We start from the raw sequence: 15,914 nt of genomic DNA, 5'->3' as shown, positions 1-15,914 counted from the left end.
GGCGGTTCCCGCCACGTCGACCGTCGTCGTGCCGTCCCCGTCGGCGACCGTGTACTCCTGGTCGGCCGTCGGCTCGGTGATGACGACGGGTGCGCACGCCTCGATCTCGAAGGTCGTCTCGGCCGGGGTGGTCGAGGTCGAGCCGTCCACGGTCTGCGTCACCTCGACGGTGTGCTCGCCGACGCCCAGGTCCGGCACGTCGACGCTCCACGAGCCGTCGTCACCGGCCGTGACCTCGACGGGGTCGCGGTCGTCGACGGTGATCGTCACGGTGGCGCCCGGCTGTGCGTCACCGGCGACCGTCACGGTCGTCGTCGCGTCGCCGTCGGCCACCGTGATCGGGTCGTCGCCGGGCTCACGGATGACCAGGTCGGCAGCGGCGACCACGGACACCGGTCGGTCGACCGCCGCACTCGTGGTGCCGTTCACGGTCTGCGTGACCGAGGCCGTGAACGAGCCGGTCGGCACGTCCTCGACCGTGGTCGACCAGCGGCCGTCCTCGTCCACGGTCGCCGTGGCGGTCCCACCGTCGCCGAGGTCGACCGTGACGGTGGCACCCGGCTCACCGGTGCCCGCGAAGTCGACCCCGGTGGTGGCGTCGTCGTCCGCCACCGTGACGGTGGTGGCACCCCGCGGGGTGGACACGACGAGCGGGGCTCCGGCGCGGACCGACACGGCGGCGGTCACCGGCGTCGACGTCTGCCCGCCGACGATCTGCGTCGCGGTGACGCGGTGGTCGCCGACCGGGACGTCCCGGAAGGTGGTCTCCCACCGGCCGTCCTCGTCCGCGGTCACCGTCTCGGTCTCGCCGGTCGAGAGCCGGACCGTCACCTCGGCGTCGGGCTGCGCCCGACCGGTCACCTCGACGTCGGCGGTGCCGGACGTGTCGGCGACCGTCAGGACGTCGCCGTCCTCCGGGGTCACGATGGCGAGCGCCGTTCCGGCCCGCACCGTGACCGTCTGGTCCGGACTGGAGGCGGTGGTGCCGCCGACCGTCTGGCTGGCGGTCAGCGTCGGGGTGCCGACACCGACCCCACCGAACGTGACCGTCCAGTCGCCGTCGGTGTCCGCGGTGGTGGTCGCCTCGGCGTCGCCGAGTCGCACCGTGACGGGCGCGCCCGGCTCGGCCGAGCCGGTGACCACGACGTCGCGCGTCGCGTCCGCATCCGGCACGAACAGGACGACGTCCGTGGCCGGTGCGGTGATGGCGACCGCTGCGGCGGCCTCGATGGTCACCGTGCGCTCGACCGGGTCGGAGGTGCGCGGGTCGGAGACACTGCCGGCCAGGGTCTGGGTGACCGCGACCTGGTGCACGTCGACCCCGAGGTCGGGGAACGTGACCGACCACGTGCCGTCGGCGCCGACCGTCGTCCGCTGGTCCTCGGCCCCGGCGAGGGTCGCCGTGACCGCGGCACCGGGCTGGCCGGTACCGGTGACCGTGACGTCGCGCTCGACGTCGGGGCCGGCGACCATGATCGGGTCGGTGTCCGGGCCGGTGATCGTGAGCGCGTTGGCCGTGACGACCTCGAAGGTGATCGGGACGGCGCTCGTCACGACGTCCTCGACCTCCTGGCTGGCCGACACCGTGTACAGGCCCTTCGGGGCGAGACCGGTCGCGTCGACCGCCCACTGCCCGTCGTCGTCCGCCGTAGTGGTGAACCGGGTGCCGGGTCCGACCGAGACGGTGACCGCGGCGCCGGGCTCGGCCGTGCCGGTGATCCGGACGGTCGCGGTGGCGTCGGTGTCGATCACGACGAATCGTGCGCCGCTCGCCGGGGTGTCGATGACGATGGCGTTGCCGGGGACCACGGTGAAGTCACGCGTGACCACCGGGCCCTCGGTGCCGTTCACGGTCTGCATGGCCTCGACGGTGTGCTCGCCGATGCCGAGCTGCGTGGTCGGGAGCTCCCAGTTCCCGGCCGTGTCCGTGACGACCTCGACGGGGTCGCCCTCGTCGATCGTGACGGTGACGGTCGCGCCGGGCTCCGCGGTGCCGCGGACGACCACGTTGGCCTGCCCGCCGGTGCCGGCGGGGACCTGCTGGGCGTCACCCGGTGCCACGATGACGAGTTCGTCGCCGGCCTCGACCGCGAAGTCACGGCCGACCGGTTCCGAGGTCGCGCCGTCGACGGTCTGGGTGACCGTCGCGGTGTGGTCGCCGGTGCCGACGTCGGCGAGGACCACCGACCAGGCACCCTGCGGGTTCGCGGTGGTGGACACCGCATCGCCGTCGTCGAGGACGACCTCGATGCGGGCGCCGGGCTGCGCGGTGCCCCGCACGGTGACGTCGACGACGGAGTCGTCGGTGGCGACCGTGACGGTGGCATCCTGCGTCGGGGCGGTGACGGCGAGCGGGGCGCCCGCCTGCACCGTGACGACCTGGCGGACGGCCGGCGAGGTGGTCCCGCCGACGGTCTGCGTCGCCGAGATCGTGTACCGACCGACCGGGACGTCGGCAACGGTGAGCGTCCAGGTGCCGTCGTCAACGGCCGTCGTGGTCGCGGTCAGCCCGTCGCCGAGCGAGACCCGCACCCGGGCGCCGGCCTCGGCCGTGCCGGCCAGGTCGAGATCAGTGGTCGTGTCGGCGTCGAGCACGGTGACCACGTCGCCGTCCTCGGGCGCTGTGATCGCCAGCGGGTCCCCGGCCTCGACGGTGAAGGTGGACTCCACCGGACCCGAGGTGGTGCCGTCGACGGTCTGCAGTGCGGTGACGGTCCGCTCGCCGACCGGGACGTCCGCGAAGGTCGTCGTCCAGGCACCGTCCTCGTCGGCGGTGACCGCGGCGGTGAAGGACCCGCCGATCCCGACGGTGACCCGCGCGTCGGGCGCGGCCGAGCCGGACACCCGCACCGGGGTGGTCGAGGTCGCGTCCGCGACGGTGATGGTGCTGCCGTCGGTCGGTTCGTCGATGGTGAGCGCGGGCGCTGCCGTGACGGTGAAGTCGCGGGTGACAGCAGCGCTCGTCGTGCCGCCGAGGGTCTGCGTGACCTCGGCCGAGTACTCCCCGGCCGGGACGTCCGTCACGCTGGTCGACCAGGTGCCGTCGGCGTTCGCGCGGGTGGTGGCGGTCAGGCCGTCACCGAGGTCGACGTCCACGCGGGCTCCGGCCTGTGCGCTGCCGGAGAACGGGACGGACCGGGTGTCACCGGCGAGCGGGAAGTCCTGGTCCGGCGTGGGGGTGTCGACGGTCAGGCCGGCCGCGGCAGCGACCCGGAAGGACCGCGTCACGGGTGCCGAGGTCGTGTCGCCGACGGTCTGCGTCACGCTCGCCGTCTGGTCGCCGATGGGGACCTCGGGGACGGTGACGCTCCAGGCGCCGGCGTCGTCCGCGGTCCCGGTCGCGGTCACGCCGCCGCCCAGGTCGATGCTGATGGTCGCGTTCGGCGTCGCGGTGCCCGTCAGGGTGACCGGGGCGCTCTCCCCCGTGGTGGTGAAGGTCTGACCGGTCGTCGGGGTGGTGATCGTGAGGGCGCGCTGTGCGACGACGGAGAAGTCCTGCGTCGCGGTGCCCGCCGTGATGCCGCCGACCGTCTGGGTCGCGGTCGCGGTGAAGGAACCGGTGGGGACGGCGGTGATGGTGGTCGTCCAGGTCCCGTCGGCAGCGACGGTCGCCGTGCCGGTCCGGTCCCCGCCGAGGCTGACGGCCACGGTCGCACCGGGCTCGCCGGCACCGCTCACGTCGACGCTGCGGGTCGAGGTCGCCGACGGCACGGGGAACTGCTGTCCGGCCGTGGGTGCCGTGATGGTCGGAGCCGCGAACGCCGTGGCGCGCACGGTCGAGGTGGCGAGGTCCACGGTGGCGACGTTCACCCCGGGGAGCACGGAGAGCCGCAGGGCGTGCACGCTCCGCGATCCGGTGTCGTACCCGCGGGGGTCGCGGAAGCCGGTGGTGTCCTGCGCGTTCACGGTGAGGTCGACGACCTGACGGAGCAGCAGCACCACGGGGCGCAGCAGGGTGGAGACGGCCGAGGTCGTCGCCGTGAGCGTCGCGCCGAGGTTCGTCAGGGCGGCGCCCGTGACGAGCGGACGCACGATGGTCTGCAGCGCCGGGACCACGATCGTGTTCACCGCCGGGGCGAGCAGCGTGCCGAGGGCGTTCAGCCCGAGCGGCCCACCGGTCGCGGTCACGGTGGCGGTGGCTGGCGCCGTGCCGGCCAGGGCGCCGAGCGTGGTGTCCGCGCGCAGCGCGAGTCCGGCGAGCGAGAGGCCGGCAGCGGTGATGTTCGCGGTGACGTTCACCCGGACCGCCGTCGAGTTGATCGTGTTCACGACCGCGGTCTGCAGCGCCGTCGGCAGCTGGGTACCGAGGATCGTCGTGATGCTCCGGTTGATCGAGTCCACTGCGGCCTCGGTCAGCACCGACGTGTTCGCCGGCTGGCCGTTCAACGTGGTCAGCTGGTCGAGGTCGACGGTGATCGCGCCCGTCGCCGGCGTGATCGTCACGGCACCGTCGGTCAGGGGTTCCTGCAGGACCCGGGTCAGGGTGTCGTCGAGGTTGAGATCGACCGTCGCGGTGACGTTCGTGCCGTTGACGTTCACCAGGCCGAGGGCCGTGCCACGGAGCAGCCGCTGGATGTCGGCGGTCAGGGCGGTGGTGGTGCCGGAGAGTGCGCCGTTCGCGCCGACGGCCGAGTTCACCGAGGACGACAGTGTCCGCAGGTCGGCCCGCAGCGCGGTGCTGAGCCCGGCGACCGCCGGGCTCGTCAGGTCGAGGTCCGCGCCGGCGATCCGGTAGTCCGTCGTCGTCTCGACGGTGGTGCCGCGCGTCGCCTGGATCCGGGACGCCAGGGCGCCGACCCGCAGCTGCGCGTTCGACAGCACCGTGGTGTCGGCACCGACGCGCGAGAACAGCGGGTTGAGGTCGAGCGTCGCGGCGCCGGTGCCGGCCCCGGTGCCGACGCCGATGCCGCCGTCGTTCGTGAGCAGGCCGGACGACGCGGTCGCACCCGTCGCCGAGGTCGTGGCGTACTGGCCGTCGACGCCGAGGGTCAGGATGCCGTTCTGACCGAGCAGGTCGATGTCGTTGCCGAGGTCGACCCCGACGGCCTCGAGCGCCGTCAGGTTGAGCGGCTGGTTCGTGGTGCCGCCGCCCGAGGTGGCGCCCCGAGCCGAGTACGCGCCGCCGAGTTCGGCGACCGCATCGGCGTCGACGATGCCGGAGCCGCTGAGCAGCAGCCCCTCAGCCTCGACGACGTCGGTCTGGGCGGCCGCAGCGGGTTGGATCGCCACGGTGGCGGCGATGAGCGCCGTCACCGTGGCGACGACGCCGCCGCGCAGGAGGAGCCGCCGGTGGTCCGTCGCTCGTCCTCGAGCTGGGCCGCCGGCGCGGGTGATCCGTCGTGTCCGTTCGTCCGCTGCGGTGGGTACAGGGGTACCGGGCAGCGACGCGTGCCTGCGCATGCGTGTCTCTTTTCCTGGCGGGCACGCCCGCCACCTGATCCTCGGAATCCACCGCTGGTGAGGCGGTGGTGGCTCCTCCGCTGGTGAGGCGGTGGAGGGTCGGAATCCTGGTTGGGGATTCCTGAGCGGAATCTTTACACACGATCAGGTTGGTGTCCGCACGTGACGCCGAAAAAGTGGGCTGGCCCTCCCGAACGGGGGGGGGTGTCGGCCCGGGCCGGGCCGGGCCGGAGCGGAGCTCAGGCCGGGAACGAAGAAGACTCCTCACGCACCCGCACACGAGATCAGCGCAGCCCTGGTTACCCTCCGGGAACGAAGAAGACTCCTCACGCACCCGCCAGAGCCTGGTTACCCTTGCTGCGTTTCCGCCCTGGGGGAGTTGGCCTGGATGGCGTCACGTGAGGAGCCGCCGAGAAGTCTACCGGACGCGACGGGCAGACTCGAACACATGAAGATCGCCATCGCCGGAGGACACGGCCAGATCGCCCTGCTCCTCGCCCGCCAGATCACCGACGCCGGCCACGACGCCGTCGCCATCGTCCGCAACCCCGCGCACGTGGCCGATGTCGAGCAACAGGGGGCCCGTGCGATCGTCGCGGACCTGGAGCAGCTCGGCGACGACGACCTGGCGCTGCGCCTGCGTGGGGTGGACGCCGTGGTCTTCGCCGCCGGTGCCGGACCGAACAGCGGCGCCGAACGGAAGCTCACGGTCGACCGCGACGGCGCGATCCTGCTCGCCGACGCCGCCGAGCGCGCCGGCATCGAGCGCTACGTGATGATCTCGGCGATGGCGGCCGACACCTACGACCCCCAGCTCGCGGTCGTGCCCGCCCAGGACGACGCCGCGGTGTTCCAGGTCTACCTGCGGGCGAAGGCCGAGGCCGACGCGAACCTGCGGGCTCGACGCCTCCGCTGGACGATCGTGCGTCCCGGCGGGCTGCTGGACACTCCCCCGCAGGGAACCGTCGACGTCGGCCGGACGGTGCCACGGGGCTCGATCCCCCGTGCGGACGTCGCGACCGTCGTCCTGCACGCGCTGCTCGACGATGCCGCGGTCGGCGTGCAGTTCGAGCTCACCAGCGGCGACACCCCGATCCCGGCGGCGCTGAACGCCCTCACCTGACCCGTCGGTGCGGCCCGCACCGTGCGCGCTTCGTCACCCCGTGCGAGCTCCTCGCCGAAGGTGCCGGGCCGCGCACCGTGCGCGCCTGCTCACCCCGTGCGGACTTGCGCGCCCCGTGCCGCGCTGCAAGCGCGCACCCAGCAGCCAACCCCGCACCAGCCGACGAACACCGCACCGTGCCGCCGCGACGCAACCCACCGGCGGACGGGAGGCACGCAGCCAACCCGCCCCGCCTCCCGTCCGCACCGTGCGCGCCTGCTCACCCCGTGCGGACTTCCGCGCCGCGTGCCGCGCCGCAAACGCGCACCCAGCAGGCAACCCCGCACCCACCCACGAACACCGCACCGTGCCGCCGCGACGCAACCCACCGACGGACAGGAGGCACGCAGCCAACCCACCCCGCGCCTCCCGTCCGCACCGTGCGCACCTACTCACCCCGTGCGGACTTCCGCGCCCCGTGCCGCGCCGCAAACGCGCACCCAGCAGCCAACCCCGCACCAGCCGACGAACACCGCACCGTGCCGCCGCGACGCAACCCACCGACGGACAGGAGGCACGCAGCCAACCCACCCCGCGCCTCCCGTCCGCACCGTGCGCACTTGCTCAACCCGTGCGGACTTGCGCGCCCCGTGCCGCGCTGCAAGCGCGCACCCAGCAGGCAACCCCGCACCAGCCGACGAACACCGCACCGTGCCGCCGCGACACCGCGACGTGCGACGCCTCGGCGGCACGCCTCGGCGGCACCCCTCAGAGCGCGACCGCAGCCGACTGCCGAGCGATCTCGAGTTCCTCGTTCGTCGGGATCACGAGCACCGCGACCCGCGAGCCGTCCGTCGAGATGCGGCGGGCGTCCCGGGACGCCAGCTCGTTCCGGTCCGGGTCGACCTCGATGCCCAGGTGCTCGAGCCCCGCGAGCACGCGGCGCCGCAGCAGCGCGTTGTTCTCGCCGACCCCCGCGGTGAACACGACCGCGTCGAGCCCGCCGAGCTGTGCCGTGTAGGCGCCCACGTAGCGACGGATGCGGTGGCGGTACACGGCGAGCGCCGCCTCCGCCTGCTCGTCGCCCTTGGTGGCGGCGTCCTGCACGTCGCGCATGTCGCCGCTGCCCGTCAGGCCGAGCAGGCCGGACCGCTTGTTGAGCATGGTGTCGAGCTCGTCGAAGGTCATCCCGGCCTCGCGGTGCAGGTGGATCAGGACCGCGGGGTCCAGGTCGCCGGAGCGGGTGCCCATGACGAGCCCCTCGAGCGGGGTGAGCCCCATCGAGGTCTCGATGGACTTCCCGCCGTCGATCGCCGCGACCGAGGCGCCGTTGCCCAGGTGCAGCACGATCGTCTTGAGCTCGGCGAGCGGCCGGTCGAGGAACTCCGCGGCCTGCTCGGAGACGTACTTGTGGCTGGTGCCGTGCATGCCGTAGCGGCGGATCCCGTACTCGGCGGCCAGGTCGGCGGGGATCGCGTACGTGTAGGCGTGCGGCGGCATCGTCTGGTGGAACGCGGTGTCGAACACGGCGACGTGCGGGACGTCCGAGAAGACCTGCTTCGCGGCGCGGATCCCCTCCAGGTTGGCGGGGTTGTGCAGCGGTGCGAGGCTGTTGAGGTCCTCGATCTGCTGCTCGACCTGGTCGGTGACGACCGTCGCGCGGTCGAAGGTGGTGCCGCCGTGGACGACGCGGTGGCCGACGACGGCGGGCGGGTGCTCGTCAAACGACGGGCCGACCTTCGCGAACGCGTCGATCATCGCCTGGAACCCGGCCGCGTGGTCGGGCACCGACGCGGCGTCGTTCGACGACGACTCCCCCGTCAGCGCGTTGGTGTGCTTCCAGGCCCCGGCGGATTCGCCGATGCGCTCGACGAGGCCGGAGGCGAGCGTGCGCTCGTCCTCGAGCTCGATGAGCTGGTACTTGAACGAACTCGAGCCGGAGTTGACGACGAGGGCTGCGGTCACGGGGTGGTCACTTTCTGTCGGGCCTGGAGGCGCGGTGCGGGTCGGGCGGTCAGGCCGCGTCGGTCGCGGTGCCGGCCTGGATCGCGGTGATCGCGACGGTGTTCACGATGTCGCCCACCAGGGCGCCGCGCGACAGGTCGTTGATCGGCTTGCGCAGACCCTGCAGGACCGGGCCGATCGCCACGGCACCGGCCGAGCGCTGGACGGCCTTGTACGTGTTGTTGCCGGTGTTGAGGTCCGGGAAGATGAACACCGTCGCCCGGCCGGCCACCGGGGAGTCCGGCATCTTGGTCGACGCGACCGTGGGGTCGGCTGCGGCGTCGTACTGGATCGGGCCCTCCACCAGCAGGTCGGGGCGGCGTTCCCGCACGAACGCGGTGCCGGCGCGCACCTTGTCGACGTCGGCGCCGGAGCCGCTGTCGCCGGTGGAGTAGCTGAGCATGGCGACGCGCGGGTCGATGCCGAACTGGGTCGCGGTCTCGGCGGAGGAGATCGCGATGTCGGCGAGTTGCTCGCTCGTCGGGTCCGGGATCACCGCGCAGTCGCCGTAGACCAGCACGCGGTCGGCGAGCGCCATCAGGAACACGCTCGACACGATCGAGGTGTCCGGACGCGTCTTGATGATCTCGAACGACGGCCGGATGGTGTGCGCCGTGGTGTGCTTCGCGCCGGAGACCATGCCGTCGGCGAGCCCGAGCTGCACCATCATCGTGCCGAAGTACGAGACGTCGGTGACGGTGTCGCGGGCGAGCTCGATCGACATCCCCTTGTGGGCTCGGAGCCGGGTGTACTCCTCGGCGAAGCGTTCGCGCAGCTCGGGGTCGAACGGCGAGACGAGCTGCGCGGCCTCGAGGTCGAGGCCGAGCTCGGTCGCCCGGGTGCGGATGGCGGTGGGGTCGCCGAGGATCGTGAGGTCGCAGACCTGGCGCTGCAGCAGGGTGGAGGCGGCGCGGAGGATGCGGTCGTCCTCGCCCTCGGGCAGGACGATGCGCTTGCCGTAGCTGCGGGCCCGGTCGAGCAGACCGTGCTCGAACATCAGCGGGGTGACGACGCCGGAGGGGGCGAGCTGCAGGCGGTCGCGCAGGGCCTCGGCGTCGACGTGCTGCTCGAACAGCGCGAGCGCCAGGTCGGCCTTCCGGGGCGAGTCCGCGGCCAGACGGCCACGGGTCTGGGTGATGCGCAGGGCGGTGTCGTACGTTCCGAGGTCGTTCTGCGCGATCGGCAGCGAGCTCGACAGGCCCTCGAGCAGCCGGGACACCTGCGGGGCGATCTCGAACCCGCCGTTCAGGATGACGCCGGCCAGGCTCGGGAAGGTCTCGGACTGGTTGGCGAGCAGCGTGGCGATGAGGACGTCGCTCCGGTCACCGGGGACCACGACGATGCCGCCTTCGATCAGCCGGGGCAGGACGTTCTCCATGCTCATGCCCGCGACCACGGTGCCGAGTGCCTCGCGGTCGAGCAGGGCGTCGTCACCGCGCACCAGGGTGGCACCGGTGGCCTGCAGCAGAGCGCGGACCGTCGGGGCGACGAGCACGCGGTCCTCGGGGATCGCCCACACCGGGACGTCGGGGTGGTCGTCGTGCACGGCCTGCTCGACGCTCGTCACGATGGCGGCGAGGGCGTCCGGGTCGGCGCGGTTCACCACGACGCCGAACAGCTGCGCGTGTGCCGCCCGCAGCTCGCTGGTCGTGACGTCCGCGACCTGCGCCATGCCCTCGGGGCTGCGGGCCGCACGCTCGGCGGCGTCGCGGCCACCCAGCACGAGGAGCACCGGGGCGCCGAGGTTCGCGGCGACCTTCGCGTTGAAGGACAGCTCGGTTGGGCTGCCGACGTCGGTGTAGTCGGACCCGAGCACCACGACGGCGTCGCACTGCCGCTCCACCTGGGCGAACCGGGTGACGATGGTGCCGAGCGCCGCCTCGGGGTCGGCGTGCACGTCGTCGTAGGTGACCCCGACGGCGTCGTCGTAGGAGATGCCGACGGCCGTGTGCTGCAGCAGCAGTTCGAGGACGTAGTCGGGCTCGACCACCGAGCGGGCGACGGGCCGGAACACGCCGACGCGGCCGACGGACCGGGCGAGGGTCTCGAGGACACCGAGGGCGACGGTGCTCTTGCCCGTGTGCCCTTCTGCTGACGTGATGTAGATGCGGGTCGACACGACGCCCAGGGTAGTCGCCGGACGTGTCACGACATCTGGGAGCACCGGCGCCGACGACACGCGGTCGTGAGCACCGCGCAGAACCTGTACCATTGGGTGTCGCCGTCGCGAGACGGTGTCAGGAGAATTCGCCTAGTGGCCTATGGCGCACGCTTGGAAAGCGTGTTGGGTGCAAGCCCTCGGGGGTTCGAATCCCCCATTCTCCGCAGCGAACGAACAGCACGAACGAAGGACCCGCACCGGCTCGGTGTGGGTCCTTCGTCGTTCCGCAGGCGCAGTGGTCCCCCACCCGGCGGACCAGCACGTGCCCTGGTGCCCCTGCGTTGGCCGGGAAACGCTGATCAGGGGTGGAACGGGCTGTCCCCGATACCCGTCGGTCGCCTATGCTGGCCGAGCGAACGGCTCCGGGACGAGCCGACCGCGGTGCATCGAGCGGCAGGGGCGTCGCTCGGAAGGCGTGCTGGTCAGCGTGCCCGGAACACCCGAGGGGACGAGGAGACGCGCCATGGGGGAAACCACCGTGCCGGCGGCCGTGCCCGTTCGCCTGTCCGTCTTCGACACGGTCCTCCGCCCGCGCCGCTCGCTCGTCCGCTCCACGGCGCTGAGCATCGCCTTCTCGGCCGTGCCGCTCGCCGTCGCCCTGGTCTGGGTCTCGTTCCCGTTCCGCACCTGGGCTGTCTTCGCCGGCATCGTCGTCGCGATGGCCGCGGCCGTCGGCGTCGTGTTCGTCCGGCTGCACACCGCGTTCATCGGGATCGACGACGACGGCGTGACGATCCGCGGGGTGCTCACCGCGCACCGCCGGATCCCCCGTGACCGCGTGCACAGCCTGGTCCTCGCCACGACGTTCGGCTCGTCGGTGGACCGGACCGTGCGAGAACTCGTCGCGTTCGACCGGATCGGCACTCACCTGTTCCGGCTCCGGGCCGACGTCTGGGGCGACGACGGACTCGACCGGGTGGTCGACGCGCTCGGCGTGCAGGTCGTCGAGGACGCTCGGCCGGTCTCGGTCCGCACCTTCGCGAAGCGGTACCCGACGAGCCGCGCCTGGTACGAGCAGCGTGCGGTGTTCCTGCTCGTGGGCGGCCTCGTCGTGCTGGTCGTCGGCGGGCTGCTCGCCGTCGAGTTCGCCGGCCTCGACGCCCGCTGAACCAGCCGCACGGCATCGGTCAGCGTCGCCGCCGCAGCGTCGAGAAGATCCCCCGGACCACTTCCTTCGCGATGGTCCCGCCGAGCCCTGCGCCGAGCAGATCGGTCAGCGGGTCGTCCGCGGAGCGCCGCGTCCCGGGCCGGGTCGTCCGACCGGAACCACCGGTCCGACCGGAACGCCGCGACTCCGACGCCCGCTCGGCACGCTCGAACTCCCGCTGTTGCCGTTCGAACTCCCGCTGGGCCTCGACCGCCGACGCGTCCGCGGCGGTGTCGGCAGCGGCGGCTTCGGCAGCAGCAGCGGCCTCGGCGGCCGCGGCCTCCATGCGACGCGCGAGCACCTCGCGGGCCGAGTCCGGGTCGACGCGGGTGCCGTAGGTCGCCAGGAGCGGTGAGGCCTGCACCCGGGCGGCCATCTCGTCGGCCGGCATCGGGTCCATCGACCCCTGCGGTGCGCGCAGCCGGGTCCACGCGACCGGGGTCGGAGCACCACGTTCGTTCATCACCGTGACGATCGCCTCACCGGTCGCGAGCGACGTGAGCACCTCCCCCAGGTCGTAGTCGCTCGTCGGGTACGTCGACACCGTCGCCCGGAGCGCCTTCGCGTCGTCCGGCGTGTGCGCGCGGAGCTGGTGCTGGATGCGCGATCCGAGCTGCGCGAGCACGTCGTTCGGCACGTCCTTCGGGGTCTGCGTCACGAAGAAGACCCCGACGCCCTTCGACCGGATGAGCCGAACGGTCCGCACGATCTGCTCGGTGAAGTCCTTCGACGCACCGCTGAACAACAGGTGCGCCTCGTCCAGGAAGAACACGAGCTTCGGCTTCTCCTGGTCGCCGACCTCGGGCAGCTCGTTGAACAGGTCGGCCAGCAACCACATCAGGAACGTCGAGAAGACCTCCGGCCGGTCCTGCACACCGGGCACCTCGAGCAGGCTGACGATCCCCCGCCCGTCCGCCGCCGTCCGCAGGAACACCTGTGTGTCGATCTCGGGCTCGCCGAAGAACTGGTCGGCACCCTGGTCGGCGAAGGTGACGAGCTCGCGCAGGATCACCCCGGCGGTCTGCTTCGACAGGCCCCCGAGCTCGGCGAGTTCCCCCTTGCCCTGGTTGCTCACCAGGAACGTCAGCACGCTCCGCAGGTCGTCGAGGTCCACCAGCGCGAGGCCCTGCTGCGCGGCGTAGTGGAACACCAGCCCGAGCGAGGACTCCTGCGTGTCGTTCAGCCCGAGCACCTTCGACAGCAGCAGCGGTCCGAAGCCCGACACGGTGGCACGGATCGGCACGCCGGTGCCCTGCCCGCCCAGCGAGAACAGTTCGGCCTGGCTCGCGACGCCCTGCCACTGCTGACCGATGCCCGCGGTGCGGTCGAGGAGCTTGTCGTTCGCCTGCCCCGCGACGGCCAGACCCGACAGGTCGCCCTTGACGTCGGCGGCGAACACGGGCACCCCGTTCGCCGCGATCTGCTCGGCGAGCACCTGGAGCGTCCGGGTCTTGCCGGTGCCGGTCGCCCCCGCCACCAGCCCGTGCCGGTTCAGCATCGCGAGCGGGATCCGGATCTGCACGTCGGGCACAGCTGCACCGTTGACCAGGGCGCCGAGTTCGATCGCGCCGCCGTCGACGGCGTAGCCGTCGCGGATCGCGGCGACCGCGTCCGGTCCGAGCGGGCCGGCTTCGGCACGGACGGGAGGCACGGTGCCGGTCGCCGTCGTCGCCACCGGATTCGGGGCGGTCGCGTCGACCGCCACGGCAGGGGCGGTCGCGTCGACCCGCGCGCCAGGGGTGGTGGGAACCGGTGCGACCGGAGCGGTGGGCTCCGCGTCGGGCGCGAGCCGCGCCTCCTGGCCGGTGGGTGGCGGGGACCCGACGACCGCGGGTTCCGCGTCGGCGGTCAGGCTCGCCTGCTCCTCCGCCGTCAGGGCGGCGGCGAGCTCCTCGGCGCGCAGCACCGCTTCGTCGGCGAGCCGACGTGCCTCGTCGGCAGCCTGCCTCGCTGCCTCGGCAGCCGCCCGTGCCCGCTCCGTCGCGTCGCTCATGGGCACAGCCTAGGGAGTCTGACCCGCAGCGGTTCGGGGTCAGTGCGTGAGCGCGGGGACCGTCCTGGGGCGGACCACGAACCAGAGCACGAGGATCGCGACGGCGGCGGTCGACGCCATCACGATCGCCATCGGGCTGGCCGTCGTGATGCCGAGCCAGCCGACCACCGGCGAGATGAGCCCGGCGACGCCGAAGTTCAGGGCGCCGAGTACCGAGGCGGCGGTCCCCGCCTCTTTCCCGTGGGCGGCGAGACCGATGACCTGGACGAGCGGGAACGAGAACCCGCACGCGGCGATGAAGAACCAGAGCGGCACGAGCACGCCGACCAGACCGGCACCGAGCTGGTCGAGGACGATGATCGCGAGCGACGCCAGCAGCAGGGTCGCGGTCGAGCACGCCAGGATCCACTGCGGACCGACACGCTGGGCGAGCCGCGACGAGATCTGCACACCGAGGACGACCCCGACCGAGTTGACCGCGAAGAGCAGTCCGTACTGTTGCGCGTCGAGACCGTAGACCTGCTGGAACAGGAACGGCGACGCGCTGAGGTACGAGAACAGGCCGCTGAACACCATCGCGCCGATGAGCGCGACGCCGACGAAGATCCGGTCGGAGAACAGCGCCTTGTAGCGCTGGCCGATGGTGGAGTGCCCGGCCTCGTGCCGGCGGGCCGGCGGCAGGGTCTCGACGATGAGCAGGACCGAGGCGATCACCACGGCGAGGCCGTAGCAGGCGAGGAAGACGAAGATGCCGCGCCAGCTGGTGAACTGCAGCATCTGCGAACCGATGAGCGGCGCGAGGATCGGCGCGAGGCCGTTCACCATCGCCAGCCGGGACAACATGCGCACCAGCGGCTTGCCGCCGAACAGGTCGCGCACCGTCGCCATCGCCACCACACCACCGGCCGCGGCACCCATGCCCTGCAGCACGCGGAACACCGCGAGCAGTTCGATGTCCGGTGCGGTCGCCGCACCGATCGAGGCGGCGATGTGCACCGTCGTCGCGATGATCAGCGGCAGGCGGCGGCCCACCTTGTCGCTCCACGGGCCGACCAGGAGCTGCCCGATGGCGAAGCCGAGCGTCGTCGCGGTGAGCGTCAGCTGGACCGCGCCGTCGGTGACGCCGAACTGGTCCTTGATCGCCGGGAACGCCGGCAGGTAGAGGTCGATCGTGAACGGACCGAGCGCCGTCAGGGCGCCCAGGACGAAGACGTAGACGAGCCGCTGCCTGCGGGAGAGCGAGTCTCCCGGGTGCAGGACGACCCGGAGCGAACCGGTGGTGGCGGGCGCGGTCACGAGACAGGAGTCCTTCGACGATGAGGGGGCGGAGGGTGATCGCGGGCCGATCGAATCGATTCGTCCGCGGAACCATCCTACGGTTGCCCGTGTGTGCTCGGCGCCGCCGGTGCCGGCCGCCCGCGTGAAGCGGCTCGTGCTGTCCCGCTGCCGCGCGCGGACCATGCGGTAGCGTCGGACTGCTCGGGGGCCTTCCGGGTGAAGCGGATCAGAAGGGGGTGGGCGTCATGGTGGATGCCCGGATCCTGCACACCACAGCAGCACTGCGCGAGGCGATCCTGCGTCTCGCCGCAGACCGACCGGTCTCGGAGATCACCGTCGCCGACGTCACACGTGCCGCAGGGATCAACCGCGCCACGTTCTACTCGCACGCGGTCTCCCCCGGGTCGTTGCTCGCCGACGTCCTGACACCGGAGCTCGACCGCATCCGGCAGGAGGACGCCGACGACCGCCGGGCCGCCGCCGACCGCGGCGCCGGAGCCGACGAACTCGCGACCATCACCCGGCGCGGCATCAACGCCGTCGTCGAGCACGTGATGACGCACCGCGACATCTACGGCAAGGCCCTCCCCGACCCGAACGACGCCTCGCTGCACCGGCTGCTCGTCGAGCACTTCACGGTGTCGAGCGCCCTGCACATCCGCGAGCTCGACCCCGCCCGTCGGCCCGACCTGCTCGACGACGTCGCCGCGGGGTTCGTGGCGCAGGGGTTCGTCGGGGCGATCGAGGCCTGGCTCGCCGGGCCCCGACGGTCGCGGAAGGCGCTGGTGGAGACGATCACGCTGTCGTTCCCGGCGTGGTGGAGCTGAGC

8 protein-coding genes, 1 tRNA gene and 1 other RNA gene are annotated in these 15,914 nt (G+C 72.6%); 4 read left to right on the top strand and 6 right to left on the bottom strand.

Translation table 11 applies throughout. The features are described 5' to 3' along the window. The coding region (locus tag H489_RS37905; RefSeq protein WP_152427350.1) for a choice-of-anchor G family protein at nt 1-5,400 on the bottom strand (5,400 nt) is incomplete at its 3' end. A 314-nt stretch (nt 5,401-5,714) separates the two neighbouring features. Further along, nucleotides 5,715-5,811: signal recognition particle sRNA small type (gene ffs, locus H489_RS37490), an RNA gene on the bottom strand. A gap of 37 nt (nt 5,812-5,848) precedes the next feature. Between ffs and H489_RS35645 the strand changes: the two genes are divergently transcribed. Beyond that, complete coding sequence (locus H489_RS35645) at nt 5,849-6,523, top strand: SDR family oxidoreductase (protein ID WP_017888678.1); 675 nt, start codon at nt 5,849-5,851, stop codon at nt 6,521-6,523. A 747-nt stretch (nt 6,524-7,270) separates the two neighbouring features. On the opposite strand, the gene H489_RS35640 is transcribed toward H489_RS35645, so the two are convergent. Both H489_RS35640 and pta read right to left on the bottom strand, forming a co-directional pair. Then, on the bottom strand, nt 7,271-8,467 hold the full coding sequence (locus H489_RS35640) for an acetate/propionate family kinase (protein ID WP_017888677.1): 1,197 nt from the start codon (nt 8,465-8,467) through the stop codon (nt 7,271-7,273). A 49-nt stretch (nt 8,468-8,516) separates the two neighbouring features. Beyond that, on the bottom strand, nt 8,517-10,625 hold the full coding sequence (gene pta / locus H489_RS35635; RefSeq protein ID WP_017888676.1) for a phosphate acetyltransferase: 2,109 nt from the start codon (nt 10,623-10,625) through the stop codon (nt 8,517-8,519). Between the two features lie 121 nt (nt 10,626-10,746). Here pta and H489_RS35630 point away from each other — a divergent pair. Both H489_RS35630 and H489_RS35625 read left to right on the top strand, forming a co-directional pair. Then, a tRNA-Ser gene (locus H489_RS35630) sits at nt 10,747-10,831 on the top strand. A 299-nt stretch (nt 10,832-11,130) separates the two neighbouring features. Further along, nucleotides 11,131-11,775 carry a hypothetical protein gene (locus H489_RS35625; protein ID WP_017888675.1) on the top strand — a complete coding sequence of 215 codons (645 nt, stop codon included), beginning with the start codon at nt 11,131-11,133 and terminating at the stop codon, nt 11,773-11,775. A 19-nt stretch (nt 11,776-11,794) separates the two neighbouring features. Here H489_RS35625 and H489_RS35620 read toward each other — a convergent pair whose 3' ends face one another. Both H489_RS35620 and H489_RS35615 read right to left on the bottom strand, forming a co-directional pair. Next, entirely contained in the window at nt 11,795-13,807 is a 2,013-nt protein-coding gene (locus tag H489_RS35620) for a helicase HerA-like domain-containing protein (protein WP_017888674.1), read from the bottom strand. Nucleotides 13,808-13,846: 39 nt separating this feature from the next. Further along, the gene (locus tag H489_RS35615; protein WP_017888673.1) at nt 13,847-15,103 is read right to left on the bottom strand and encodes a multidrug effflux MFS transporter; all 1,257 of its coding nucleotides are present in this window, start codon (nt 15,101-15,103) and stop codon (nt 13,847-13,849) included. Nucleotides 15,104-15,330: 227 nt separating this feature from the next. On the opposite strand from H489_RS35615, the gene H489_RS35610 reads away from it, so the two are divergent. Then, nucleotides 15,331-15,912 (top strand): TetR/AcrR family transcriptional regulator, encoded by a 582-nt coding sequence (locus tag H489_RS35610; RefSeq protein WP_152427349.1) that lies wholly within the window; start codon nt 15,331-15,333, stop codon nt 15,910-15,912. The last annotated feature ends 2 nt before the right edge of the window (nt 15,913-15,914 follow it).

The organism is Curtobacterium flaccumfaciens UCD-AKU (assembly GCF_000349565.1).
Taxonomy (GTDB): Bacteria; Actinomycetota; Actinomycetes; order Actinomycetales; family Microbacteriaceae; genus Curtobacterium; species Curtobacterium poinsettiae.
The sequence above is the reverse complement of the archived record's forward strand: the minus strand, read 5'-3'. Positions and strand labels throughout refer to the sequence as shown.

Bases quoted from the DNA above. Each gene is read 5' to 3' on its own strand.
- H489_RS35645 (WP_017888678.1), top strand. From the start codon at position 5,849: ATGAAGATCGCCATCGCCGGAGGACACGGCCAGATCGCCCTGCTCCTC.
- H489_RS35625 (WP_017888675.1), top strand. From the start codon at position 11,131: ATGGGGGAAACCACCGTGCCGGCGGCCGTGCCCGTTCGCCTGTCCGTC.
- H489_RS35620 (WP_017888674.1), bottom strand. From the start codon at position 13,807: ATGAGCGACGCGACGGAGCGGGCACGGGCGGCTGCCGAGGCAGCGAGG.
- H489_RS35610 (WP_152427349.1), top strand. From the start codon at position 15,331: ATGGTGGATGCCCGGATCCTGCACACCACAGCAGCACTGCGCGAGGCG.